25 protein-coding genes are annotated in these 26,222 nt (G+C 52.4%); 2 read left to right on the top strand and 23 right to left on the bottom strand.

The genetic code is table 11. The features are described from left to right. Window positions 1–84 precede the first annotated feature (84 nt). Window positions 85–777, bottom strand: a complete 693-nt coding sequence (locus tag U9M73_RS06510; protein ID WP_260070313.1) for a trimeric intracellular cation channel family protein — start codon at window positions 775–777, stop codon at window positions 85–87. Between the two features lie 145 nt (window positions 778–922). On the opposite strand from U9M73_RS06510, the gene U9M73_RS06515 reads away from it, so the two are divergent. Further along, entirely contained in the window at window positions 923–1,564 is a 642-nt protein-coding gene (locus U9M73_RS06515; protein WP_260070314.1) for a thiamine diphosphokinase, read from the top strand. 302 nt (window positions 1,565–1,866) lie between these two features. Continuing rightward, the gene (locus tag U9M73_RS06520; protein WP_323076582.1) at window positions 1,867–2,376 is read left to right on the top strand and encodes a C40 family peptidase; all 510 of its coding nucleotides are present in this window, start codon (window positions 1,867–1,869) and stop codon (window positions 2,374–2,376) included. A 97-nt stretch (window positions 2,377–2,473) separates the two neighbouring features. Here U9M73_RS06520 and U9M73_RS06525 read toward each other — a convergent pair whose 3' ends face one another. From U9M73_RS06525 to U9M73_RS06630, 22 genes are all read right to left on the bottom strand, one after another. After that, window positions 2,474–3,151, bottom strand: a complete 678-nt coding sequence (locus U9M73_RS06525) for a response regulator transcription factor (RefSeq protein WP_009226191.1) — start codon at window positions 3,149–3,151, stop codon at window positions 2,474–2,476. A gap of 95 nt (window positions 3,152–3,246) precedes the next feature. Next, a complete protein-coding gene (locus tag U9M73_RS06530; protein WP_323076583.1) occupies window positions 3,247–4,314 on the bottom strand; it encodes a thiazole biosynthesis adenylyltransferase ThiF in 1,068 nt (355 codons plus the stop codon). Window positions 4,315–4,428: 114 nt separating this feature from the next. Continuing rightward, a complete protein-coding gene (locus U9M73_RS06535; RefSeq protein ID WP_323076584.1) occupies window positions 4,429–5,427 on the bottom strand; it encodes a hypothetical protein in 999 nt (332 codons plus the stop codon). After that, the gene (locus U9M73_RS06540) at window positions 5,414–5,956 is read right to left on the bottom strand and encodes a hypothetical protein (protein WP_009226194.1); all 543 of its coding nucleotides are present in this window, start codon (window positions 5,954–5,956) and stop codon (window positions 5,414–5,416) included. Before U9M73_RS06540 ends, U9M73_RS06535 begins: the two co-directional genes overlap by 14 nt. Before the next feature lie 10 nt (window positions 5,957–5,966). Continuing rightward, window positions 5,967–6,431, bottom strand: coding sequence for a hypothetical protein (locus tag U9M73_RS06545; protein ID WP_260070319.1), 465 nt, complete (start codon window positions 6,429–6,431; stop codon window positions 5,967–5,969). Between the two features lie 27 nt (window positions 6,432–6,458). After that, entirely contained in the window at window positions 6,459–6,950 is a 492-nt protein-coding gene (locus U9M73_RS06550) for a hypothetical protein (protein WP_009226196.1), read from the bottom strand. A 24-nt stretch (window positions 6,951–6,974) separates the two neighbouring features. Beyond that, on the bottom strand, window positions 6,975–9,065 hold the full coding sequence (locus U9M73_RS06555; RefSeq protein WP_323076585.1) for a hypothetical protein: 2,091 nt from the start codon (window positions 9,063–9,065) through the stop codon (window positions 6,975–6,977). Next, window positions 9,055–10,932, bottom strand: coding sequence for an ATPase, T2SS/T4P/T4SS family (locus U9M73_RS06560; protein WP_323079079.1), 1,878 nt, complete (start codon window positions 10,930–10,932; stop codon window positions 9,055–9,057). The genes U9M73_RS06555 and U9M73_RS06560 overlap by 11 nt, the downstream gene beginning before the upstream one ends. A 13-nt stretch (window positions 10,933–10,945) precedes the next feature. Further along, the gene (locus U9M73_RS06565) at window positions 10,946–11,791 is read right to left on the bottom strand and encodes a hypothetical protein (RefSeq protein WP_323076586.1); all 846 of its coding nucleotides are present in this window, start codon (window positions 11,789–11,791) and stop codon (window positions 10,946–10,948) included. Next, window positions 11,788–12,501 (bottom strand): hypothetical protein, encoded by a 714-nt coding sequence (locus U9M73_RS06570; RefSeq protein WP_323076588.1) that lies wholly within the window; start codon window positions 12,499–12,501, stop codon window positions 11,788–11,790. The genes U9M73_RS06565 and U9M73_RS06570 overlap by 4 nt, the downstream gene beginning before the upstream one ends. A gap of 19 nt (window positions 12,502–12,520) precedes the next feature. Next, the gene (locus tag U9M73_RS06575; protein ID WP_323076589.1) at window positions 12,521–13,477 is read right to left on the bottom strand and encodes an SAF domain-containing protein; all 957 of its coding nucleotides are present in this window, start codon (window positions 13,475–13,477) and stop codon (window positions 12,521–12,523) included. Window positions 13,478–13,497: 20 nt separating this feature from the next. Continuing rightward, window positions 13,498–15,021, bottom strand: a complete 1,524-nt coding sequence (locus tag U9M73_RS06580; protein WP_323076590.1) for a serine/threonine-protein kinase — start codon at window positions 15,019–15,021, stop codon at window positions 13,498–13,500. A gap of 182 nt (window positions 15,022–15,203) precedes the next feature. Beyond that, window positions 15,204–16,583, bottom strand: a complete 1,380-nt coding sequence (locus tag U9M73_RS06585) for a cyclic-phosphate processing receiver domain-containing protein (protein ID WP_323076592.1) — start codon at window positions 16,581–16,583, stop codon at window positions 15,204–15,206. A gap of 52 nt (window positions 16,584–16,635) precedes the next feature. Next, entirely contained in the window at window positions 16,636–17,490 is an 855-nt protein-coding gene (locus U9M73_RS06590) for a deoxyribonuclease IV (protein ID WP_323076593.1), read from the bottom strand. Beyond that, window positions 17,480–18,298 (bottom strand): Fpg/Nei family DNA glycosylase, encoded by an 819-nt coding sequence (locus tag U9M73_RS06595; RefSeq protein ID WP_260070322.1) that lies wholly within the window; start codon window positions 18,296–18,298, stop codon window positions 17,480–17,482. The genes U9M73_RS06590 and U9M73_RS06595 overlap by 11 nt, the downstream gene beginning before the upstream one ends. Before the next feature lie 64 nt (window positions 18,299–18,362). Further along, the gene (locus U9M73_RS06600; protein WP_323076594.1) at window positions 18,363–19,163 is read right to left on the bottom strand and encodes a TIGR01457 family HAD-type hydrolase; all 801 of its coding nucleotides are present in this window, start codon (window positions 19,161–19,163) and stop codon (window positions 18,363–18,365) included. A gap of 218 nt (window positions 19,164–19,381) precedes the next feature. Further along, on the bottom strand, window positions 19,382–20,320 hold the full coding sequence (gene rnz / locus U9M73_RS06605) for a ribonuclease Z (RefSeq protein ID WP_009226207.1): 939 nt from the start codon (window positions 20,318–20,320) through the stop codon (window positions 19,382–19,384). A gap of 99 nt (window positions 20,321–20,419) precedes the next feature. Then, window positions 20,420–23,863, bottom strand: a complete 3,444-nt coding sequence (metH, locus tag U9M73_RS06610) for a methionine synthase (RefSeq protein WP_036646043.1) — start codon at window positions 23,861–23,863, stop codon at window positions 20,420–20,422. Window positions 23,864–24,138: 275 nt separating this feature from the next. After that, complete coding sequence (locus U9M73_RS06615; RefSeq protein WP_009226209.1) at window positions 24,139–24,555, bottom strand: FixH family protein; 417 nt, start codon at window positions 24,553–24,555, stop codon at window positions 24,139–24,141. A 65-nt stretch (window positions 24,556–24,620) separates the two neighbouring features. Continuing rightward, window positions 24,621–25,418 carry an HAD family hydrolase gene (locus U9M73_RS06620; RefSeq protein ID WP_323076596.1) on the bottom strand — a complete coding sequence of 266 codons (798 nt, stop codon included), beginning with the start codon at window positions 25,416–25,418 and terminating at the stop codon, window positions 24,621–24,623. Window positions 25,419–25,464: 46 nt separating this feature from the next. Further along, window positions 25,465–25,995 carry a hypothetical protein gene (locus tag U9M73_RS06625; RefSeq protein ID WP_009226211.1) on the bottom strand — a complete coding sequence of 177 codons (531 nt, stop codon included), beginning with the start codon at window positions 25,993–25,995 and terminating at the stop codon, window positions 25,465–25,467. 12 nt (window positions 25,996–26,007) lie between these two features. Continuing rightward, window positions 26,008–26,181, bottom strand: a complete 174-nt coding sequence (locus U9M73_RS06630; RefSeq protein WP_083791524.1) for a DUF896 domain-containing protein — start codon at window positions 26,179–26,181, stop codon at window positions 26,008–26,010. Window positions 26,182–26,222 lie beyond the last annotated feature (41 nt).

Genomic DNA, 26,222 nt, shown 5'->3' on the forward strand with positions numbered 1-26,222 from the left:
AAAATGGGAGGCTGTCCAAGGTAGAACCTTCATCTACTTCGGACAGCCTCTCTTGATGTCTTTCTGCATGGTCTCTTATGCGCGTTAAGGAGTCTGATCCTGCACAATAGCCCGCTCAGAACTGGACTTTGTTTTAGTCTTAGGCTTCGCTTCCGTTCCAATATAGATATCCCCTGTTGTTAGTGACCGTCTAGGCAGCTTCCATTTATAATGGACGGATAACATCCGGAAGAAGACGACAGCCGCAAACAACAAAATCAATTCCACAGTTGAAACGAACCACCCCATCCCAACTGCCAGCCCTGCCAGCATCGCCCATACCGCATAGATTTCGTCGCGCAGCACCAGCGGTTTACGCCCGGCCAGCAAATCGCGGATAATACCGCCCCCGATACCGGTCAACACCGCCGCCACCAGCACCGCGCTCATCGGATGCTTCATGTCCGTGGCATACAATGCCCCTTGAATTGCAAAAGCCGACAAACCAATCGCATCGAACAGGACCTCCGTCCGTTTCCAACGACGAACCCATGGCATCGGCAGCACGAAGGCAACAAACACGGACATCACGGCCAACATAATTAAATCCCCTTGCCCCCATAACGTCGTTACCGGGACGCCGATCAAGACATTGCGGATGATCCCGCCGCCAAACGCCGTCACCAAACCCAGCACCAGCACGCCGAGGATGTCGTACTCCTCTTCCATCGCCACGAACGCGCCGGACATCGCAAACGCTACCGTCCCGATGATGCTAAAAATCTCAAAGATGTGCATCTCTTCCGTCCTTCTCTGCCTTTCATTGTCAGCTTTTTATTTATCAATCCCCATTGTAGGCCCACAAGTGGAAATTGTGCAACCCTAAAATCTGAATTATACTAACGAAAGCAGAAGATATTGTTCGGGAAAGGAAGAAAATCGAATGACTGTGAACCGGGTGCTCATTTTTGCAGGCGGAGGTTTAGATCCGGGAATGCTTCGTGAGGTGCGTTCGGATGATTTTTTGATCGGCGCTGACCGCGGGGCCTTATTTCTGGTGGAGCACGGGATGAAACCGCATCTGGCAGTGGGCGATTTCGATTCCGTGAACGAGGAAGAGCTGGATCGGATTCGTAGCTGCAGCAAAGAGCTGGTCATCTGCGATCCGATTGATAAAGATCTGACGGATACGGAGCTGGCCTTTGACCTTGCCGTCCAGCGAAACCCGGCAGAAATTGTATTAACCGGCGTAATCGGAACCCGCTTGGATCATACGTTGGCCAATATACATATGTTGCTGCGTGCAGCGGAGCAAGGCATTACCTGCGCCATATGGGATGAACATAATTACATTACGTTGTGCGGATCGGTCTGCCAGGTTGAGGATCGTGGATATACGTATGTTTCTCTGCTCCCGCTGACCCCTGTCGTAACCGGAATTACGTTAGAAGGATTCATGTACCCGCTAGATAATGCAACACTCCGAATAGGTCAATCTCTAGCGGTGAGCAATCAATTGGCGGCTCCCGTCGGAACGGTGCATGTGAACGAGGGCTGGTTGCTCATTATTCATAGCCGCGATTAGCCATTTGATTCGTTTTTTAATATGTATCATTTTTGTAACCTTTAGTTGACCCTTAGAAGAAAAGATGAAAGAAAAGCAGAACCCTTGTTTTTCAAGGGTTTTTTCATTGATTTTCATATGTAAAGGTGTAAGGAAATTCTCTATATCTTAATAAAATGTAAACTTTAATGTTATTTTAATAATTGCCTCCAAACCGTTGTGGCCCAAGGTTTTTAGGACATTCTACCAAAATATAGGAGATTACAAATCTGTTATACTCCAACTAACGAACCGGTCAAATCACAAATTGGAGGTACTACAACATGATTAAACGCAAACTATTCCAAAAAGTATTGACGGTTGGACTGGTGTCCGCCATTGGTTTCAGTACGCTGCTTGCTGGTGGTGCTGAACCAGTACAAGCCCAATCGGCAACAAGCACTGCCGTATCCAAAGGCACGCAGGTTGTAAACTACGCGAAGAATTTCCTGGGCACTCCTTACAAATTCGGAGCATCGACTTCGACGACTAAGGTATTCGACTGCTCTTCCTTTACGAAATATGTATTTAAGAAATATGGCGTTGATTTGCCGCGCACTTCCGCTGCACAAGCTAAAGTGGGATACGCTGTGTCGAAGTCCAATCTGAAAGCGGGCGATTTGGTCTTCTTCTCCAGCGGCAGCCGGGCAAACGGTAAGAACGTAACCCATGTAGCGATCTATATGGGCAACGGAAAAATTATTCATACTTACGGGAAGCCAGGGGTAACGATTTCCAATTTGAACTCAGGCAACTGGAAAAGTACTTATCTGAAGGCTCGTCGCGTCCTTTAGTCGGACAAGCCCCTCTCTTGATATAAGAAGTCGTTGCATAGATCAGTTGATCGCAACGACTTTTTCCTTTGCCATGGGATAAACGGCTGGCTTACGTTTAACCAAACATATATCCGGTGCCGCGAATCGTATGGAGCAGCTTTCTCGAATGGCCTTTATCGATTTTTTTGCGTAAATGCCGAATATAGACATCCACCACGTTGGTTCCGGTTGAAAAATCATACCCCCAAACCTGCTGCAGGATCAAGTCCCGTCCGCACACCTTCCCAGCCCGCTTCATCAAAAAGAGCAGCAGATCGAATTCCTTCGGCGTCAATCGAATGGACTCCCCGTTTCTCCAAGCCTTGCGGCTGCGCAGCTCGACTCGTAAATCCTCAAAGGTCAACTCGGTTAGGGAGCCATCCCCCAGCCGTTTGAACAGTGAAATCAAATGACCAACCCGAGCATACAACTCAGCCATGGGGATCGTGATCGGAACGACATCGTTGGCTCCCCCGGCAAAGCCGGCGACAACGTCATCGGTGTTCCACTCCTTAAGCAGAAGGATCAGCGGAAACGGAGCGAACCGCCCAATTTCCTCCAGAAGGACCTGGGAAGCATCATCCGGCAAATCCATACCCAGCAGCAGCAAATCCGGAAGCTCTTCTTCTATTATACGAAGCACGCCGGAGCCGCTTTGCTTCCAATCGACCTGATAGCCGGCTTCCTCTAATCCAGCCTTGATTCGCTCCCCTTGAGCCTGATCCTCTAAAACAAGCATAATGTAACCTTTCATCGCGCGACCACCTTACCTGCATCTGCCAATCCATTAATAAGATGGTCATTCCACCGGGAAATCATTCGGTCACCCGGAAAGGATCATGTTGATCCTTAACCTATATAGCGATCATAGATGGTTTTGGCTTCTGAAGGATCTTGCGTACCGTGAATTAACGCTCTCCCGTCCGCAAACAAGACCAACCGCTTTTCATCGATTGTAAAAGAGAGCAAGAACGGATTTACCTCCACCTTCCCCTCTTGCAATCGTTCCAGCCTCATTGCCATCTCCTGCAGTTCAAGCTTCCGTTTTGTTGCCGGACGAATCTGCACCGTGTCCCTGCCACAAAGCACCTCCGTCTTTCGGTTGCCGGCCGCAGACAGATACGGGTAGGTGGCTTCGCTTCCGCAAGAAAGGCAATCGTCCCGTTTGGCTGTGCCCACTTTAATTGAGGTTTGCTCATTTCGCCACAGGTCAAAGGTCAGCAATGTGCCCCGTAACGCCTCCGTATTTCCGGTGAGCAGCTTTAATGCTTCCGTTGCTTGATGGGCTACAACCATTTGTACGGCCGGCGGGATCACCCCTACGGTGTCGCAAGTATCTCCGCCGAGCGGTACAGTCCCTAGTAAGCAGTTCAAGCAAGGCGTTTCGCCGGGCAAAATCGTGTAAGTTATTCCGTAACTGCCTAAGCATCCGCCGTAGATCCAGGGAATGCGATATTTTTGCGAGATGTCGTTAATCATCAATCTCGTATCGAAATTATCCGTAGCATCCATGATGAGGTCAACGCCATGAATGAGGTCTTCTAATTCCTCCGGATCAACATCCATCACATGGGCATCGATGCGCACCTGACTATTGATTGCATTTAACCGTTGCTCGGCCGCGATCGCTTTCGGTACTCGTCCGGCCGCATCCGCTTCAGAAAATAGCTGCTGTCGCTGCAGATTGCTCCATTCCACGTAATCCCGGTCGGCGATCACCAGATGTCCGACACCTGCGCGAACGAGCGTTTCAGCGATCCCTGTGCCAAGCGCCCCAGCTCCAACGACTAACACCTTCGCTTGTTCAAGCTGGTCTTGGCCCGCATGACCTATCGGTGCAAACAATCGCTGCCGAGAATATCGATCCGGTTGCTGGCGTTCATGCTGCAGTTGTTGCTCAGCATGCGTTCTCTCCAATTTCCGCACTCCCCTCGCCAATGCTTGTCTTCTTATCGAATCCGGTGAAACAACCGCTTCGATGGTTTGTTTCAAGCATAGTACAGATAGGGCAAGAATTCAAAGGAGTTTCCCTCACTCTTCAGGTTCGAATGCTCTACAATCCAGCGGAAAATACCCGTTTTCGGCCGCAGCACGTTCATTCGGGAAGATCTCCTCTTCGCGATAACCTAACTCCGAGGCACGAGCACAGGTCTTTCGATAGTAATATTTTAACCCCGTGGTCGGATCAACTGCTCCAACGATCGCCGGTGCCAGGTCTAATCTTCCCCCGCCGAATGCATAGTTGTTATAGTAGTGATCACCTACCGGAATGCCTTGCAGAAACACCAGGATTCCGACATCATCTAACGTATTATTCCACTCCTCCTGCGGGATCACCGGCAGCGTAAACGTATAATCCACTCCCAGCTTTGCCGCAATCCGATTATGAGCGCGAATCGCCCGGGCCAGATCCTCTTCAATCCGGCGGACGATCGTTGCACGCCGAACGGCATCAAAGGTTTCCTCATTCTGCAGCAGCGGAATGGAGATCTCGGACTTAATCTCGGTTTGCAGCCCGCTGAACCAGTGGTTCGCCGCTGCATCGTAAGCCGTCACGTTCCTATCCAACGTAAACGCGATACTGTTCCCGCTTGCGTCTAAATATGTATAGGGCTTTTTGTCCTGCCACCGGTAAGTCCACGTATCACTGCTCAGATCCATGTCCGCTGCATACAGAAAATAGCCGTCATAGTCCATGACAACGATCGCCGGGATATAAGCTAGAAGCGACTGCTGTCCCGCCGGATCGTCAGCTACGCCGAAATTCAAGGACAAGCTCCGAAGCAGTGCGGCAAGGGCTTGCTCTTTATCCGCCCGCATCCATTTCGAGGATCCGTACCCGCTCTCGAATTGCTGCAGCTCGTTCCGGTTTAACGAAGCCGCTGCATCCTGAACCGCCGTGCGCAAGGCGGCCGTATATCGGGTCTCAAGCCGGTTAACCTCCCGTAAATTTTCCGCTCGCAGCCCGCCCAGCCAAACAACTGGAGCAATAATGATGACAAAGATCACGGCCCAGTCAGTAATCTTCATTGAGCACCATACCTCCGTAGGTGAGTAAAGACGGTCCCTTCTTCCCTGCACTGTTATATAGAAACTCCGATAGAATATCCAGCGGGCTCCGGGAGCGGTCGTAGGCTGTAACGGTGAAGAAGTCCCCTTCCTCTAGCTTGTACGGGACACCTTCTTGCCCTGTTCCGGATGGAAACAGGACCTTTAAAATATCTGAGGTATAGTAAGCATTGTATACGACGCTGAAATCACCTAAGAAAGTTCCCGGGTCAGCCGGATCGCCGTATTCCGGGTGATAGATCTTATGACGATGCTCCAGCTCAACCTCATACCATCCTCCGGATAACTCCAGTTCATGGACAAAATCCTCGTACATGTCCGGCGTGACGAACCCTTTGTTCCGCACGGCATCCGCAAACTGTACCAACGTATGGTACGCCGCCAAATATCGGAGATCCTCCTGGCGCTGCGCAGCCTGCAACGCTGGAAACAGAAACAGGAGCAGCACGGCAAGCAGCGCAGCCGTTATTTTCGACAAGGCGTTTACCATTCACTGCAACCTACTTTCTTTGAATAATCACCCGAACTTCTTTCCCTGATGAATCAAACCTATGTTCAATGCTGTAATTCGCCCGTAAATCCAATACTTCCAGAGCGCGTTTACGGCTTTGCTCCAACACATCCTCCAATAGACCAAATGGGACGGTATTCAAAACTTCCCCATTCACCTCGATCTCTACGCCGAGCTCAATCCAATCCGGAATCCGATGAAGGAGATCATTCCCGCTAAATCCGCCGCTTGTGTCCCCCAGAGGATCATCATCGCGGGATCTCTCCCCTGTTTCGCTTGTGAGCACACTTCCTTCAAGCGCGTAGACGCTGCGTCCAACGCCGTGTAGCTGCACCGCGAGCGCGTCATAGGATGCGTTCTGATTCGCTCCGATGTCCAGCATATAGATGGCAACGGCCAAAAAAGAGCTGACGGAGAAAAGCAGCCATACCAGACTTTTTACATGATTGATCACCTTAAATGATGCCTCCAGCCTTTCCCATTACGGAAGTAGCGTTGTCTGTGTAAATATCAATCCTCGAACCACATTCGAGCTGTCCTTGACCACCTTCGCCTTGAACTTGCCGCTCGGATTGACATATTCATTTAGCCGCTCGTCCCAGGCATTACTAATCGGCGCATTGCTATGATTGATCACCGCACCGTAATATTCCGAAGACTCAGATTCATTAACGTTCAGGATATCTCCATACCATTCCCCGCCTCTGTTCTTCCCGGTTTTCACCAAGATGCCAAATTGATCGCGATCCTTGAATTTCCGTAATGCATTGGTAACCTGCGAACCGCTGACGGTCGTATCGTCATAGACGGTAAACGAGGCTTGGGACAGCTCCGTCTGGATATCGGAGAAGCTGTTTTGCGCCGTTTTGGTCGCTTCCTGAGCAGAAACAAACAAGATAACTACAATCGTAATCAAAGCTATTGTCAAAAAGATCCCGGCCGCAACCTTTAGTGCGGATGAAGCGTTGTTCATGGATAAATGCCTCCTTAAATTTTTTTAAAATTTTTGAAGCTGTTCAAAATATAAGTTCATTTGTTCAAAGCTCATCCAAATTAGAGGAATCACCAAATAAGCGAAGACCAGAGCATACATGGGAGTAAAGCCAATCATACGCCCCCAATTCGCTTTGATATCCAGCGATTTCTCGTAATCCAACCGTCTCCGCTCAAATTGATAGGACAGATCGCTGTCAAGATCGTCAAAGGCATCGGCAACCAACAGCTTCTCCGACGCCAGCAGCAGCTTGTCCGCCAGCCGTTGGAATTCCTCCAGAACGACCTCCCGCTTCAGCTCCAGCAGCGCTTCCTCAGGGCTAAAGCTGTAGTTCAAGAGGCATTTATGCAATGGCTCCCGAAAGATCACCGCGTAAGAGGCCAGCCATTCTAGGATTTCTTCCACGGAGATCCGCTCCAGTTCCCGCAGGATCGCAATCATCGCCAAAAACTGATACACCTCATGCCGCATGTCCATCAATCGCATCCAACGCTGGAAGTAAAGCATCCATAGCGGCAGGTAGTATCCGGCCAATCCGGCTAGTAAGGCCAAACCAAACTCCCACCATTTGAGATATTCCTGATTCCAGCGCTGCAATTTGTCTAGGATTCTGTGGGTAGCTTCTGATAACTCTTCATGGGCCTTCCCCTCTTCTGCATCCTCCAGCATTTTGGAGACGGAGCGGAAGACTTCATCGTAGCTAGCCTTTGCTGACATGCCCAATTGACGCATGACCGCAGCATCTCGTGCAGCCTCCTGTCGTCCGGCATCAACGGTGTCCTTCGGCAAAGCGCCAAAAAAGGTGGATACGGCTGGAGGCTCCGTCAAAATCCGCTGCTTCGTAAGCTGATGAAGCACAAGGAATCCCCCGAGTGCAAGGACGAAGCTTAATCCCAAAATGCTGATTCGTCTGACCTGAAACGCTTCGATCCGAAGCCGATGATTCGTCTCCTTTAGCAGCTGAGAAATTCGATGATAGGCTACGGATTCGGGCGACGGAACGAACTGGCGGCAAAAACGGCCAAGGATTCGGTGCGCATAGACCCTGGCTTCCCATGATAGGTTTGTAGGCTTGGCTCGATAAGCTGTTTCTTCTTCATTCTTCAGCTTCTGCAGCAGAACATAACTGAGCAGAATGGTCAGAAATAGGACCGCTTTGATTAACATCCCTGCTTTGCTTAAATAGAACGCATCCATTAACGGGAAATGTCCCCTGGCCCACATCTCAACCGGCTTCGTAAAAAAGACCGGCACTAAAGCGATGACATGCAGTCCTTTCAGCAAATAATCCAACCGTCTTCTGCGGATGAGCTCCAATTGAACTTCTCCGGTCAGGCGGCTGATGCCGCGCAGGTACATGGAACCTTCCGCGCGTTTCCGGTCGCCGTACTCCGATACCAGCCGGGAAATGCCGGCAAAGGCCTTCAAATACCGGCTGGGAGCCTTCTCATAATATTTTTCCAAAGCGGTGTCCGGGTCAGCATCAACCAGCGCCTCGCTAATCCAATGGGCATGAACCCCGATTTCACGGCCCGTCGCTTCGCCGGCTTCCTCAATCGCATCAGGTACCATGCCATGCCGGTGAAACGCATGCCGAACGGCAGCGAAGAAATCAAGCAGCTGCTCCAGCAGCTTGACTTCTAATCGATTGACGTAACCATCGATCAGCAGGTCTTGCAGGACGACAGCGGTGATCAGCAGCGACAGAACAAACAACACGTCGGGATGCATCGCAGTTAAGATGGCGATCGATCCAGCGAATGACCCTGTGATCCCATAAGCGAGCTTCATCGTTTGTCGCCTTAGCTTCAGCTCGTCCTGGGGATAACTAAGCGCGAGCCGCATACGGATTTTTCCAGCATAATACCTTAACGGAGGCACCTTCATCCAAGCGGCATACGACTTAAGCAGGAACGCTGTAAACCATTGCCGAATCCCGCCCAGCGTTTGCTTAGGAGAGGCACCAACCGTACTCCCAGCATCTACCCATAACGGATTTTCCTTTCTTCCGAGCCATTGACCGACAGCATACAATCCGATGCCGCCAAGGACTGATGCTCCCAACACGATCAGCAGGATCGACTTAAGCTCCAACCTTCTCCCCCCAATACGAGCCAACAAACCGTTCAAATTCCGCGGCGTCTTCCGGCAGCATCTCCCGGGCCATAGCCTCTCGGGTCTGGCGAGATATCGGTTGCACAGCAACATAACGGCCATTTCGGTATTCCATGATCACCCGTTCCTCATAATTGGCATGATGAACTGAAGTCAATTGACCTCCCGCCGCTGGTTGGAAACCCTGCCCTTCCTGCCCCGCCCTGTTCTCTGACTCCCGGCGGCAGCATTCAGTGATCCGCTCGATATATCGCCGTCCCGTCATATCGCGGCGCAGGTGCACGTCAAAGTCAATAACGGTAGCAACCTGCAGCTCAGCGACTCGTTCGTCGCGAAACACACCGGTTTTCAGCAGCGAATTGCGCAGCGACTCGATTAGATCGCGAAACGTCTTGGCATGGTGCGTAAAAATAGTGAACAAGCTGGCTACCTGCGCCATCTGCACCATCCAGGCGGCAACCTCGTCCGTGGCGACCTCCCCTAGGATGTGGACGGTACCGTCTGTCTTTTTCTGCAGATCCAATGCTGCTTGCCCGCTCACGTAATCGGTCTCCCGAAAGCTTAAAATGTTGCGTCCGCTGTACAAGCGGCGCAAATGCAGCTCAAAGGACATTTCCTGCACACGCAACGTATATGCGGCATAGATATACTTGACCATCGCCATCAACAGCGTTGTTTTGCCTGATCCCTGCGAACCCGTAATGGAAGTAATCCGGCTGCCCTTCATGAAATATTTCAGCAGCCCGATCGGCAGCTCGGCGTTCTCCCCCTGGATCAAGTGCTCCAACGAGGTGCCAATCATATCGAATTTCCGCACGAAAAAAGCCCACGTCTCTGCAAATGGCGGCCGGACGACCACAATCCGCGAACCGTCCTGCATCTCGTTCACCTTATATCCGTTAACCTCTGATAGTTGGCCTGGCAGATTAAATTTATAGATGTTCTGACAAACGCGTTTTAACTCCGCTTCGCTGCCAAAGGAGAGAAATGACAGGCGGATACTCTTACCTCGATAGAAAATCCAGACGCTCTCCCAAGAACGGGTCAGTTGCTCCCCATCCTCATCCACAGCAAACAAAAACCTGTCGTTCCCCTCGTACCTATGGCCAATGCCAGAGGAAGGCTCAACCGCCCCATATCCGCTTGGAATCCCGCTTACACCGCCGCTCAGTCCGTCGATCCGCATCTCCCGCAGCTCGTCCACCACCGAGAAGCCCTTATACATTTGGTAAACCCGCTGGACGACGAGATCCAGCTTCTCCTGAAACGTCAGGGGGCGATACTCTAAGAAAAAGATACGGTCAATGTCCTCACCTGTAATTTCGTATACGGGGGAACCCTCAGACGTTTTTGACGGTTTCGCTTCATCCAGCGCATAGTCTTCGATCATTTGCGCTAGACCGTCGGCGCCATACTGCTGCTTGTAAAGGTACAACAAGATATCGAAGCGGTCTTGGGCTGTTAACAGCTCCTGGCGATGAAAAGGCAAGATCCGGTCGATATTGTGTTCGTTGATTCCGTAATCTCCTGCCAACATGTCGCGGATAAACGACTTAATATATTGCTTGTCCTTCGGATCCCCATACGCGCAGCCACGAAGCGCTTGACGAAGCTCCGCACGCGCTTTCGCTTTACGGTTCCATGCTTCCTCGCTTAATCCCCAATCCAATCCGCTCGTACGGCTAAGTTCATGCAACCGTTCTTTGATGTAGGTTACAATAGCTGACCATTCGAAGCGATCCTGCCCAGTTGGACGCTCCACTCTCCCAGGTCCCGTCATGTTGGCCTTGCGCCACAAAAAGATCAGTACCGCCAGGACAAGAAGCGTGATGATTAACCCGTTCATCAGCCCATTCACTTTACGCCCCCCTTTCCTTCGGTGAAATGGATGCACTAGTAGTTCCTGCCGCCATTTCCATCAGCATGTCTCCGAGCTCGTAGTATCCTTTCAGTAGAAGCTCACGCTCTCCCCTCCGTTTCGACCAGATCGGAGTTTGGCGAAAATACGCTAAGATGTTCCGGGCATTCCAGGCATCCGAGAACCCGGTATGATACGGAATCCCGATCAGCCTTTGCACGCCGGAATAGCGCCGCTTCAGATTGTTTAGTCCCCAGCGGGACCGGGGATCAAAGGGCGAAATGACGAAAAGCAATTTTCTGTTCGGTTCGCCAAGATAAGAAGCAACATCCGCAAACCATTCATCCATGATTCCCAGTCGATGCGGCAACACAGCGACTAGAACATCTCCTTCGCGCTGCTCCTGCAGCATCTCGCTTAATCGCCGGTTTTGTGCCTGAAGGATCAGGCATCCGTACGATTGTTCGGCAATCGCCAATATTTCAGCGATGCCCTCGTTATCTAGTTCCTTCCTAGCCGAGTTCGCTAACCGCGTCCCGCACACTAGATCAAGGCGTCCGCGCAGCAGCGGAACGGTATAATCGCTCAAGTTGCTCGCCGTTAATCGTCCGCTTGACTGCAAACGCAGCAGCGCATCAAGACCATGCTCTGGGACAGCCCCCTCTCCGAAGGTATCGCTGTGCAAACGTACGGTTTGTCCGATCCCTTCCTCCAAGCCGCGTCCAGCTGGCCCTTCATTCAGCAGGAGCAGTCGCTGCGGAATTCGCAGCCCTAACGTAACGGCGGTAGACACAGCAGCTTCGGCGGCGCCGCCAAGACCGCCATCCCAAAACACAAAGCGGCTCATGCTTGTCTCCTTTCCGCTTGGCGCACAGCACGTTTAGCGACGGTGTGATCCCAGCCTGCCAGCTCACGAAGCAGTTGGCGAAGTGCCCTTTTGTAGGAACGGGAGAAGCTCCGGAGGCGCAACTGCTGCAAATGTTCGTTTTCCAAGTGAGCAGCCCAATTTGACTCGTCCCACGGGATACAGAGTGCTTCGGAGCGCCATTCCAGCGGGAGGTCTTCTAACAGGCCCAGAATATAATGGCTGTTCACCCCGCTGTCGACCGTGCGGATAAAGACCGGTCGAACAGTCAGCCCCCGCAGCTCCGGCCAAAGTTGAAACAAGCTGCGGAACCACTGCGCACTTACCTCGACCTCGTAACGGTCGAAAGTGGTGACCCATACAATTTCATTTGCGGACATCAACCGTTCAGGAGTGAGGCCATTAAGCGTGTCGATGTCCAGCAATTCGTAATCGTATGCTGCAGATGAGTCTTCATTGCTCGTCTTCATGGAGATCGTGCTCATAAAGCCCGACGTTCCAGTAGCGACATCAAAGCCGTAAAACTCCGTTAACGGAAGATATGAATCTCCATCCCCGATCGAATATCGGTACTTACTGTTCTCCGTGCCGTCCGTTAGCAATACTTTAGAGCCGGACGCAGCCAAAACGCTGCTTAAATAAAGTAACAGGTCACGTTTATCGCTCTTCCCTACGAACAACCATCTTTTCATGCCAATTCATTTCCTCCTCTCATTTCGCTGGATCGAGCTCAAACCGGTCACTGTCCCCAGATGTTCCATCCGAAACGATGTTGCCAGCGGGTTGATCAGCGCCCCGAACCTCTGTTTGCGAACGCGAAACGGTTGTCTGACTATGTGCAAATTCGCTGGCACGCTGTGGTGACATGACGGATAGATCCCGTTCCAAGCCGCTTCGGGCCATATTGCTGAGATTCAGCGCCTGTTCCGCTTTCTGCACGATATTCGGATCTTTGCGAATCAGCTCCATAACGCCTTCGTTCACTGGATATGTCGGGACCGGCTTGCTCTGCAAATTTGGCTCGACATAAGCGAGTGCGTATATCGAGGCCTTATGTAAATAAGCGTCTACAATCGCGCTGGATAACGAGAGAATTTCCGCTTCATCCAGCGTCACCGTGATCGTATCGGAACTGAGGTTCGCTACTCTCTTCTTGGACAGCAAAATATAATCGTGGCCCGTCGGGAATTGAATGCGAATATCAATGACATCGTTCACCTTCAAAACTTGCGGAAGCTGAACAAACGCCATTTCCCGCCAGCGTAAATCGTCCGGGACCGGGGCCTCTTCATAGACGAGTGCCTCCGTCAGTGGTGTCATCGAACGCAACGCTATCTTGGCGTACTTCCCTGCAATGGCTTCCTGCGATTTAAAGAGGTCCACTGGCACGCTATTTGCAGGAAGCTCCACCCGTTTTAAGTCGCTTGCCGCAATGCGGTTGCCGGCAGGAATATCCCGTGCAGGTACCCATCCCTGAACTGTCCGCTGCTGTGCCTGATCACGTAAGCTGGCCAACTGGGCTTCATAATCCTGAATAAGGGCTTTCCTCTCAGCATGAACATGTCTTTCCCGCACGAAGGTATACCCCGTAAACAGCGCGCCTGCCGTAACAACACCAACCAATCCGGATAACAGCATTTGCTTCGTTTTTTGCCTTAATCTGGGCATTAGTCTAAAGCACTCCCTTTCTATGGTTTAGCTTTCATTCGCAGTCTGAGTCCTGGCCGTTTGCTCTTCATGAGCAGATGCTCGCAAACCTCCTGCAGAGCAGCCGAAATCGACGGCCCGGGATCAAACGGATTAGGATCCGCAGGAAGGGCATACACGCTCTTAAAGTGAAGTTCCCTGCGAATCCGCCGCAAGCTGGCGGCCGAAGCGAACGGCACACAGATCCTCCAAGATACAGGGATCTGACCTTTGACGTTGAAGGCTTCGACGAAGCGTTCGAGCTCCCCGTACCTCCATTCCGCGCCAGCACCAACGACGATGGACAAGTCTGCGCGGCGGAATTCCTCCAGTAGCTCCTTGCTGCGGGCCGTCCCCAGGTCACAGATGATGCATCCGAAACCTTCCGACAGCATGGAGAGATAGTCGGCACGGGAGGTCAGCTTGGCATAAACCACTTGACCAATGTGAAACCGCCCTCGCTTGTTCAGATCAACTGCGTATTCATCCCCTTCCAGAAGTTGAGCTAACCGAACAAAGGCTGATGATTTAGGATCCATCTCCACGACCGCAACCCTCTTCATGCTGCGCGCCAGCGTGTGGGCGAGTGCAATGGCGGTATGGGTTGCACCGGCCCCGGCTGAGGCAGCGATGACACTGACCAATGCCGGGCGACCGTTGTACGCTACGACTTCAGCCATTCGGGCATTCGAACCTGAATTCGCCGAAGTCGCATCTGATAACCCCCGCAACAATAAGGCCAAGGCCTCACTTACCGCCTCAGCCGAGGCAAACCGGTCCTCCGGGCGAACCTGCAACAGTTTGGACACGATAGGACGCAGCCGTTCGCAGCCATGTTCCCGTAATGCCGCCGCCGCATCGGATGTCCACACCGTATGTCTGCCCCCCGTTCCCATATAAAGTAGAACTGCCCCCAAAGAATACAGATCGGTACGCGCGTCGCTTTGGCGATCACCATATTGCTCCGGCGCCGCGAAGCCAACCGTTCCAAGCTGCACCGTATCTTCCGTTTTCCCAGCCGAATAGGTTCTAGCGATGCCAAAATCTACAAACCGCAGCTCGCCTTTGTCGTCAACCAGCAGATTGGCCGGCTTGACGTCGCGGTGGATCACTGGAGGCTCATGCCGATGTAGATAACGCAGCCCTTCCGCGATCTGCAGACCAAATCGGATAATCAACTCCAGCGGCAGCCGCCCTTCTCTTGCGCGAATAAATTGATCTAAAGGTACGCCCTGGATATAGTCCATCACGATATAGGAATGTCCGTCCCGGTCGGGGTCGATAAAGTCAACAATGCGCGGCAGCCGATGATGATTTAGCGTTATCAGCAGCTTGACCTCCTTAGCGACGGACACCGATGCTCCTGGTACGTTCAAGCATTCTTTGACCGCCCAAGTCTTTCCCGGTAGCTTGATGTCCTCTGCGAGATACACCCGGCTCATGCCCCCCTGACCAATCAGTTGTTCGATCCGGTAACGTCCGGCCAGTAAGTCGCCAGGAACGAGTTTGGAAACGAACCTCGCCATAACTCCTCCTTTCCTGAACGCAAAAAAAGGAAAGCCTCCTCTCCATCATTTCCCGGCCATGCGGCCGATAAAAAATGACTGGGGATGCTTTCCCTAATCGCGTTCAATGTATAATTTTGGAATTAGTATAGAACGGCTGGCGACAAATGTAAAGCTTTTTTTAAAACCATTAATTTATGCCATTAATATTTAATCATATACAGCGTGATTTCATCCCGGTTATGAAACAACTGCTTTGCTCTTTGCACTTGCAGCCGGGCCTCCTCAAACTGAGTGATAACCTCCTGAATCAATGCCATCGGTTTCTTCGTCAGCAGCTTCACCGTCACGATGGCAGTTCCCCCCGGAACTAACGCGTATAGCAGCTCGGTCACGAGCTTGGCCGTCAATTTCGGACTCCAGCTCATGTCGCAAACCAACAGATCAAATTGATTTTCCTTAAATTTCACCCGGTTCGCATTGCGCTGCAAAAATGTCAGCTTAGGCGAAGATAACAATGACGGATGCAGCTTCGCCGTATCCACCGCCGTGACGTTCAAACCGCGTTCCAGCAGGAACGAAGTCCAGCCCCCGGGTGCCGCGCCGATATCCAGCGCTTCGTGGAACGATTCAAACGGGATTCCAAACGTAGCTTCAGCTTCCAGCAACTTGAACTTCGCCCGCGAGATCTGTCCCTCCTCCTTCCGGAAGCGGATCGCACCGCCGTTCCAGTCGGAGAGGTTATCCTGCGGATGCGCGACACCGGCAAAAATCCGATCCTGCCCCGCAAACACCGAGATGATCCAATCGGCATCCCGCACCACGAATTCCCCAACAGACACGTCTTGCAGTAATTCCTGCAGACGGTCCTTCAGCTCCGGCGCGGTTCCCGGCCATAGCCCGCCGTCCGATTTGCGTGCTTGCACGGCAATTTTCGCACCCGGAAGCCGGAAATCCGCCATCAAATACTTGCGCAGCGGTTCCAGCCATTGCTCTGGATTCACCTCTTCCGATTCCCCCGGACACCATTCCCAATCAACCAGAAATACATGCCGCAAAAAAATCGGCGGATCCTGACGTAGCCTCTGCTGCACGTCCTCCGGCATCGACTGCAGCGAAGCGGCAAAAACTTCGCCGGGAACCAGCATCGTGCTCTTTACGCTGCCAAATATGCGGCGCAGCTCCTCCTGGGCATACGGAGCAAAGCCGTGATTCGCCGTGCATATCCATTTCGATTGCGGCGGCACCTTGCAATTTCGGGCGATTTCCTCCAACCGTTCGAACGGAATTGGCCCATTATGCAGCTTCACATGCTCCGGCAAGCCTTGATAGAGGATTTCGTACATGCTCTTTTTTCCGGACATGCTGGAGGTATGAAGATAAATTTCACGGGGAAAAAGCCCTTCCCGCACCATAGCAGCCGCTAATTCCGTACCGTTAGGTTCATCCGGCCCCATATCGTAATCCAGCGATAAGATGTCTACCTCCGTCAAGCGAAGCAGCTCCAGACACTCCTCGACGGTGCGCGCTAATGTAAATCCCTGCGGACATCGGCGAAAATCGTCCATATATACATGAATCAATAGTGTTCTTCCTTTCCCGCGGTATTTCACTCCAAGCGGAGTCCGGTTATCTCTAGGCCTCCGCCCACCGTCTCACTCGCTCCATATCCTCTCTGTAGGTCCCGTCTTCCCCGGTTTCGCTCTCAAAGATAAGCGGGGTTCTCCGAATCGCGTCGATCTGCAGCAGCCAGCGAAAGCCGGCTTCGCCGATATGGCCCTGGCCCACACGGGCGTGACGGTCCTTTCGCGATAATACCGGGTATTTTGAATCGTTGAGGTGAACGGCGCAGAGACCGTCCCAGAACTTTAGCTCCTTGGCTTTGGCCGCAAAGCTCTCATCCCCTTCACCCCGCCACATCCCCGCCCCAAAAGCGTGGCAGGTGTCGAGGCAAAAGCCGATGCGCTCCGAATCCCGGCACAATTTGCGGATTTGGACCAATTCCTCGATCGTCATCCCCATGTCGCCGTGATCACCGGCCTGGTTCTCAATTAACAGCTTCGCCGAACCCTGCCAGCCGGATAGCACATCATTAATACATTGTATAATATTTTGGTATCCTTGTAAGGGGTTTCCTGCCTTAAATGTGCCAAAATGTACCACAATCCCAATCGACCCGCACGCTTCAGCGATTTCCAGATCATTTCGCAACGACTGTACGACTCGACTGTACGCCTCGCCGTCGGCGTCCTTGCTGATCGCGAGATTGCTGGGATAAGGGGTATGCGCGATGGACACCAGTCCGTGTTTTTGGCATAGTGTTCGGCATTGTTCCGCGTCCCGCGGATCAAAGCTTTTGACCGCAAGGCTCCGCGGATTTTTGGGAAAATACTGAAAAGCGCCGGCCCCCATCTGCAGCGCGGCTTTGGCAGCCCCAAGGTAACCGCTTCGTATGCTAATGTGTCCCCCAACCTTCACCTTATCGGTCATGCTGACAGCCCGGGCTGTAAAACACTTTGCGCCCGTTCATTTCCGCTTTGACGATGGTATCTCCGCAGCGTGGACAGGTCTCTCCCTCCCGGTCGTACACCCTGCAGATTTCGTTCGCCCCCCCGGTCAGCTGATCGTCCCGGGTTAACGGCATCTCCATATAACCGCCAGCCTCCGTTGCCTCGATAAGCACATCCCGAACCGCTTGATACAATCGTGAAAAATCTTCATCGCTGAAATTTTGCAGCTTGGCCATCGGCAACAGCTCGGCTGCGAACGCAATTTCATCCGCGTAACAGTTGCCAATGCCGGCAATGACGTCCTGATTGACAAGGGTCGTCTTAAGACTCCCCCGCCGCTTGCGCAGCAGGGCGGTAAACCGTTCTTCGTTCATCCGCCGGTCTAGCAGCTCCGGCCCCAGATGCGAAAGCAGCTCCTCTGCCTCCTTGGCGCTGTGCAAGTGTAAATGACCAAGACGCAGCCCGATGAAGTACAGGACAAGCTTCTCACCAAAGGTGATTTCCACCTGAGTGCTCCGCTCCGGACGGTCCTCCTTGGAGCCAAGGTACAGCAATCCGCCAAGCATTAAGTGGAGCAACAATCTTCGTCCATTATCCAGATGGAACAACAGGTTCTTGCCTCGACGCTCAATGAAGATGACCTGTCTTCCCATCAGTTCTCGTGCAAAGTCTGCAGCCGGCAAATTCACGGATTTCTCCCGGCCGACGTTCACTCCCGTAATTGGGAGGTCCAAAATATGCTGAGACAGCTGTATTCGATAATTTTCCATCTCCGGCAATTCCGGCATGGTACATCTTTCCCTTCATCCGTATAAGTTCGTTCATTAGTTCATCTCATAAAATAAAACTTGGTCATCCGCTATTTCCGCAAATTCGTTCACGGACTTCCGCAAGATCGCGGCACACCACATCCGCCTCTACACCGGAGGACTTCACGTAATCTGGCAGGTTATCAGCCGTGGTGACGCCGGTTAAGGTCAGAATGGTACCGCAGCCGGCATGCTTCCCTGCAGCGATGTCGGTATTGAGGTTGTCCCCGATCACCGCTACTTCCGAAGCCTCCAAGCCCAGCCGCGCGATGGCAAAATCCATGAGCGGTGCAGCCGGTTTGCCAATCACCGTCGGCTTTACGCCCGATGCAGCTTGAATCGCTGCAGAAATCGTTCCCGCTCCGGGCATTAAGCCCTCTTGAGAGGGCAGCAGCAAGTCCGGATTGGTTAGGATATAACGTGCCCCGTCCCGAATCCAGCGGGCAGCCCGGGTTAACGTTTCGTATGTAAATTGGCGGTCGATGCCTTGCACCACCACGTCCGGATGTTCCAGAACTAACTGCAATCCGGCTTCCTCCAACGCCTTTGTAAGACCCGCCTCACCGATGGCTGCGACTTTACAGCCAGGCTGTTCTTCGGCAATATACTTGGCTGCAGCCACGGCCGATGTACAGACCTCTTCCGCCTGGGCCGATATGCCCATCGCTTCCAAATGCGCGGCGACCTCATCCGGTGTCCGCGAAGAATTGTTCGTCACGAACAGAAAAGGGATTCGCTGCGCGCGTAAGGCGGAGATCAGCTCGTCCGCACCGGGAATCATTTGGGGCCCATGATATAACGTGCCGTCTAAATCAATGAGATAGGCCTTCCAACCCTTTGGCAAAATCCTCATCCTTTCGATACGACCGTGTCTCTATTTATTGTACCTAGGAACCCCGGGGCAGGCAAATTTTCCCGTTCTAGAACTGGGGGAAATGTCAATTCAGAGTTTGACCCCGCCGTTTGGCGTCGAACGATCGCGAACAGTGACAAAAACCGGACTTGTTCCCCTTGGCAAACTTTGAAATGCCCTGTCAGTTCCTGCGCTTTCCCGGAAAATAATTATTTCCGCCCGCAGCGCCGTGCCACCGGATATAGGACATGCTCCCGGGCTAGGTGCGAGTCAGGGAAGACGGAACATGCCTCTTCTTCTAATCGCTGCAGCTGATCGTCTGATTTATAACGCGAGCTAAAATGGGTCAGCAGAAGCTGCTGCACACCGGCTTCCTTGGCGGCTGCTGCCGCTTGCTTTGCCGTGCTGTGGTGATAGTCATGAGCCGTCTTCGCCAATTCATGCAAAAAAGTCGCCTCATGCACCAGCATATCGGCGTTTTGAGCCAAGGTTAACACGGACTCACACGGACGCGTATCGCCGAGTATGGTGACAATCCGGCCGGCTTTGGGCATTCCCAGCACATCCTTCGCATGAACCGTCTCGCCATTTGGTGCAACCACGCTTTCACCGCGTTTGAGCTTGCCGTACAGCGGGCCTGGACGAATGCCGCAGCGCTCCAGCACAGCGGAGTCTAGCTTCCCCGGCAGATCTTTTTCGATCACCCGATACCCGTAACTGTCAATCCGGTGCTCCAGCAGCGCCGCTTCAACCCGAAACGAATCGTCCTCGAAGAGGACTCCGCCCTGGTGCTCCACAAGCTCGAGCTTATAGTTAATCCGCGATTCGCTGAGCGACAGCGCCGTTTCTACGAATTTTTTCAGTCCTTTGGGACCGTAAATGACCAAGGGGGTATCCCCGCCCTGATAAGCACGGCTCGAAATGAGCCCGGGCAGGCCAAACAAATGATCACCATGCAGATGGGTGATAAAAATATATTCCAACTTGCTTAATTTCAGCGGCGAACGCAGGATCTGATGCTGGGTGCCTTCACCGCAATCGAACAGCCAGAGCGAACGGCGCTCCTCCAGCAGACGCAACGCCACTGAAGTCACGTTCCGCTCCAAGGACGGTACCCCTGCATTTGTCCCTAAAAAGTAAAGTTCCATGCCATTTCGTCCTTTACGCTAGAATGGTTCATCGATTCATATACAGATTGCCAAAACCCTCCGAAGTTCGGAGGGTTTTGCAAAGGGTTGTTTACGGGCTTAAATCCCGGCTTTGTCCACATTGAAATATTGCGCTTCAGGGTGTGCAAAGACCATCGCCGAGACGGATGCCTCCGGTTCCATCATGAAGCCCTCCGTCAACGTGACGCCAATGTCTTCCGGATGCATTAAGTCAAACAGCAGCTGCTGGTCTTCGAGGTCCGGGCAGGCCGGATAACCAAACGAGACGCGAATCCCTTGATAACGCGCTCCATGCCGCTGTTTCATCGTCATATTCGCCGGATCTGGGAAGCCCCACGTATCCCGCATAATATGGTGAACCCGCTCCGCCAGCGCTTCAGCCAGCTCCAACGCTACCGCCTGCAGCACGTGGGAGCGCAGATACTCGCCTTCATTCTTCCACTTCTCAGACAATTCACGAACGCCTTGTCCCGCCGTTACAACCAGGAAACCAACGTAATCCATTTGCCCGCTGTCCACGGACTTCAGGAAATCCGCCAAGCACAGGTAAGGCTCGACCTTCTGTCGAGGGAAGCTAAACCGCTTGATCACCTTGCCAGGTTCAGCCGGATCGTAGATCAGAATATCGTTACCGGACGATTGCGCCGGGAAGAAGCGATACATCGCCTGCGTGCGAATGATGCCGTCCGTGACCGCTTCGAGCAGGATTTGATCCACCGTCTCCTTCAGTTGAACTGCCTTTGCCTCACCTGCCGCCAGCTGCTGCTCCACCGAACCGCGGAGTCCAAGGTGATGACCTAACAGCATCTGCATGTTGATATAAGGCGTAATGTGACCAATCGGATAATCGCGCAGTACGTGACGTTCCAGATCTGGCGGAATAAATACCGGCGCATCGGTGGAAATCTTGGAACGCTCCACGCGCGTAAGCTCCGGCAGCGGCTCTGCAACGGCTACAACGCGATCCGCTTCTTTCTCCGCATCCACTTCAAGGCGCATCTGCTCCCGTGCGACCGGATCCATCAGCTTATTGGCCAAATCGAGGCCGTCCATCGCATCTTTGGCGTACAGGACCAAGCCGTCGTACTCCGGCCGGATCCGCGTCTTGGTAAACTTGCGGGTGAGTGCCGCGCCGCCCACAAGGATCGGGACATCGATGCCTGCATTCCGCAAATCCTGCGCCGTCGTGACCATTTGCTGAGCCGATTTCACCAGCAGGCCGGAGAGTCCAATCGCATCTGCTTTCTCTTCCCGATACGCCTCGATAATGCGTTCCGGTGGTACTTTTATACCCAAATTCACAATTTGGTAACCGTTATTAGACAGAATGATCTCAACTAGGTTTTTGCCGATATCATGGACGTCGCCCTTTACCGTCGCCAGCAAAATTTTCCCCTTCACGCTGGTTTCGTTCTTCTCCATAAACGGTTCCAGGTACGCAACCGATGCCTTCATCACTTCGGCACTTTGCAACACCTCGGCAACGATCAGCTCATTGTTATTAAATAATCGGCCCACTTCTTCCATTCCTGCCATTAGCGGACCATTAATAATTTCGAGCGCAGTATATTTTTTGAGCGCCTCGTCAAGGTCAGGAATTAATCCTTCCTTGGTACCTTCCACAACATAGGAAGCCAAACGTTCCTCCAACGTGAGCTGAGTGGTTGTCTCGGCCTTCTCCACCTTCTTGTTCCGGAAAGCAGCTACAAAGGCAGCCAGCGTTTCATCATTAGTATTATAGATCAATTCTTCCGCCAGACGGCGCTCCTCTTCCGGAATTTTGGCGTAGCGCTCCAGCTTCTCCGTATTGACGATCGCGTAATCCAGTCCTGCTTTGGTGCATTCATACAGGAAAACGGAGTTCAAAACCTCGCGGCCGGCTTCCGGCAAACCAAACGATACGTTACTGATGCCCAGCACGGTATGAACCTTCGGCAACGCTTCTTTGATCAGGCGGATCCCTTCGATCGTTTCCTTGGCCGATCCAATGTACTGCTCATCCCCTGTACCCACGGGGAACACGAGCGGATCGAAGATGATATCTTCCGGTTGAAGACCATATTTGTGCACGAGCAGATCATAGGAGCGTTTGGCAACCTCAAGCTTATCCTCCCGTGTGATCGCTTGCCCGCGTTCATCAATCGTACCAACGACCACCGCCGCCCCGTATTTATGAATTAACGGCGTGACGCGCTCGAACTTCTCTTCGCCATCCTCTAAGTTAATCGAGTTAATAATTGATTTGCCCTGGCAGTATTGGAGAGCAATATCCAGCACCTTCGGATCAGTGGTGTCGATCATGAGCGGGACTTTCACTTTTTTGACGACCAATTCCAGGAACTTCTTGATATCCTCCGCTTCATCCCGATCCGGGTCCTGTACGCACACATCAACTACCTGTGCCCCGTTCTTCACTTGCGCCCGGGCGATTTCCGAAGCTTCTTCGTATTTGCCCTCCACGATCAGCCGTTTAAATTTGCGCGAACCCAGAACGTTTGTTCGTTCTCCAACCAGATAAGGCCGATTGGCCGATTCGATATAGACCGGCTCAATGCCGGAAAGTGCCGGCAAATGGCTGCCTGTCAGCTCGCGTGGTCGGTAATCCTTCAGCGTGTTCGCTAACGCTGCGATATGGGCAGGCGTCGTTCCACAGCAACCTCCGGCAATATTCAACCAGCCCTGCTCGGCAAAAGCGGACATCTTCTGCGCGAGCGAATCCGGGGACTCATGGTAGATGCCATTTTCGTCTGGCAAACCGGCATTAGGGTGACAGCTGACCGCCGCTTTGGCTAGTCCGGATAAAGTGCGGATATGGTCGCGCATGAACTCCGGACCCGTTGCGCAGTTGAGTCCAATGGAGATGGGATTCAAATGCTCCAACGAAATGTAGAAGGCTTCGATATTTTGCCCCGCCAGCGTCGTCCCCATCGGCTCAATGGTGCCGGAGATCATCAGCGGCAACGTTATTCCGGTTTCAGCAAAAGCCTGTTTGATTCCGATACTCCCTGCTTTCACGTTCAGCGTATCCTGTGAAGTTTCCAGCATCAGCGCATCAACGCCGGCTTCGATTAATGCCGCTGCTTGCTCTGCATAGCTGGCCGTCAACTCGTCGAACGTCACGCCGCCGGTAACGGACAATGTCTTGGTCGTTGGTCCCAAGATGCCCACCACGTAGCGCGGATGATCCGGGGTACTGTATTTTTCCGCGGCTTCAATCGCCAGCTTGGCCGCAGCCATATTGATTTCACGTGCCTTATGCGGAATATCGTATTCAGCCAGCACGACGGATGTCGCGCCGAACGTATTCGTTTCGATCAAATCAGCACCTGCTGCGAGATACTTCTCGTGGATGCCACGGATCACATCCGGACGGGTGAGCACGAGCATTTCGTTACAGCCGTCCAGCTCTTCACCGCCGAAGTCGGCTGGAGTCAGGTTCTCCTGCTGAATCATGGTGCCCATGGCGCCATCGAGGATCAATATTCGTTCTTTCATTCTTTCGAGCAGGCTTGGTTTACTCATGTTCATGTCCCTCCCGTAAAACGTTAGAATATAGTTTAACAGAATAAAGCGTTGAAGAAAAGAGAGTTCCGCGAAAACTCCCAAGCTCTGTACCCAATTTAAGATATTGTTCTCCCATCGGTCATCCCCGAATTAAAATCCGAACAACCTAGAAATCCTTATCTTTAAAAGTTCGGAAATTCGCCTCATTAGGAGGACATAATAATGAAAAAGCCGCCTTCTCCAAAAGGAGAACAGCAGCTTCCTTACAGATGACCACCGATTCAGTTGTCAGCTTATTCCACCGTGAATTGCTTCGAAGGCATGGAGTGCTGATCGCGAGCCGTCACATGGGAAATCACTTCATAAGTCCCGGGCTCCTTGAATGTATGCTCCAGCACATAGGTTCCGTTACCGGCACTCTTCACTTTGACCTGATTGTGCTTCGCGTTATCGTCCGCCGTATTCCAAAATTCGAACATGACTTCCTTCGCATCGTCCACGTTCTCGCCGTGGTGGGTCACTTTGGCCGTAAACGTTACCGGTTCACCAGCTTTGGCTGCGGATGGCGTTACGTCAAGCTCGACTTGAATCGGCTCCAGTGACGTATCCACCGCTGAAGCAGACGGCGATTCACTGCGGCCGCATCCCGCGACAACAATGAACGCAAGCACGATGGCTACAAGCAGCCCGGTTTTTCCCTTGATTCGCATTCAGATTCCCTCCTTCCACCGCCTAAGAATGCCTCACTGCTTGTTTGCTTCAATCCAAACTCGCGTTATGCCAATTTCTCTAAAAGGCCATGGAGTTCGGACAAATGTTTGATCTCATAATCCGGTAGGATATCGCCGGTAAGCGCTTTGCCGTCCCGATTAATCCAAACGGCCGTCATCCCCACGCTAAGCGAACCTTTGATATCCGTCGTCAGCTTATCGCCGACCATGATCGCTTCATTCGATTGAATCCCTAACCGTTCCAGAGCATGCCGGAAAATGGACGGGTCCGGTTTCCCCTTGCCGAAATTTCCGGAGATCACAATCTCATCAAAATAAGGCGCCAGCTCAGGCACTCCGTCCAGCTTCTCCTGCTGCAATGCCGGACAGCCGTTCGTGAGCAATAGCAGCTTCACCTTGCCTTGCAATTCCTTCAGCACTTGAAAGGTCTCCTCATACACATGAGGCCGGGCACGCCGTTCGCGTCCAAACTGTTCCGCCAATTCGCCGGCCAGCTCCTCGTCATCAACGCCAAGCGCAAGCAGACCGCGCCGCCAGGATTCCTTGCGATAGGTTGGAGCTAACTGCTCCAGCTGACGGAATTCCGGTTGTTCTCCGGCAGAGAACGTCGCCCATAACCCCTCAAACGGATTGATTCCAATCATCGTCGTGAAAGGATACGTTTCGTAGGATTCATACAGCCCCCGCGCTTCCCGGCGTACGGCTTCTTCCAATTGCTCGGGGTTTAATCCATTAATCTTAGACGCAGCGCTTTCACACGTTGCAGCAAAGGCTTCTTTTACGCTCCGTTCATCCCAGAGCAGCGTGTCATCCAGGTCAAAACATACCGCCTTGATCGTCATTCGTCCCAACCCTCTCCATTCATATCGCAAGTGTATTGTAAAAGGATTATTCCTTCTCCAGCTTCACATGATGGGTGTCAGCATACAACTGCAGGCGCGCAGCCATCGCTTCCGTATCAAAACGGTTGCGGGTGCGGTAGAACACCCACTTCGGTTCCCGCGTCTTCGGTTCAATGACGATTTTGTTCCGGCTCACCTTGATCTTACTGATGTTACCGGCATCCAGCATCCGGTCGCGGTTAAACTTCGAAGTGTACAGCCAGCTCTTGTTCACGCGCAAATATGGCTTACGCAGGAAGATCACCAGGGCCAGTACGAAATACAAAAAGATCGTCGCCCAGAACAATACCGAGTTCACTTCCTCTGTATTACCGATCAACCCGACGATGGCATACAGCAGAGCTAACAGAACCAAGGCGGTAGGCAAAATGAAATTCCGCCCTTTAAATACGTCGCCTTCCCCATTTGCTCCAAGCGAAGTACGAGGGTTCCGCGTCCCTTGTCCGACATTGGGACCTTTGCCTTTCTTATACATTCTTCGTTGATTGCGTTCTACTTTTCGGTCAAACGACCCCATACCTGTTCCTCCCTATTTATCTACAATCTCGATTGACTCGAGCTGTTGCCGAAAATTTCTGCGAACGTTTTGCAGATACGTTTCCCGAAGCTGGGCTCTTTCCAAGATCTCATCTTGCGATAATCCTTCTTGTTTCGCTTTGCGAGCCAGCTCGTTAATCCGCTTAACCAAAGCATCAATATCCATAATTCCACCTGCTTCTTTATATACTATGCTTCCCATGATGT

Source organism: Paenibacillus phoenicis, from assembly GCF_034718895.1.
GTDB lineage: Bacteria > Bacillota > Bacilli > Paenibacillales > Paenibacillaceae > Fontibacillus > Fontibacillus phoenicis.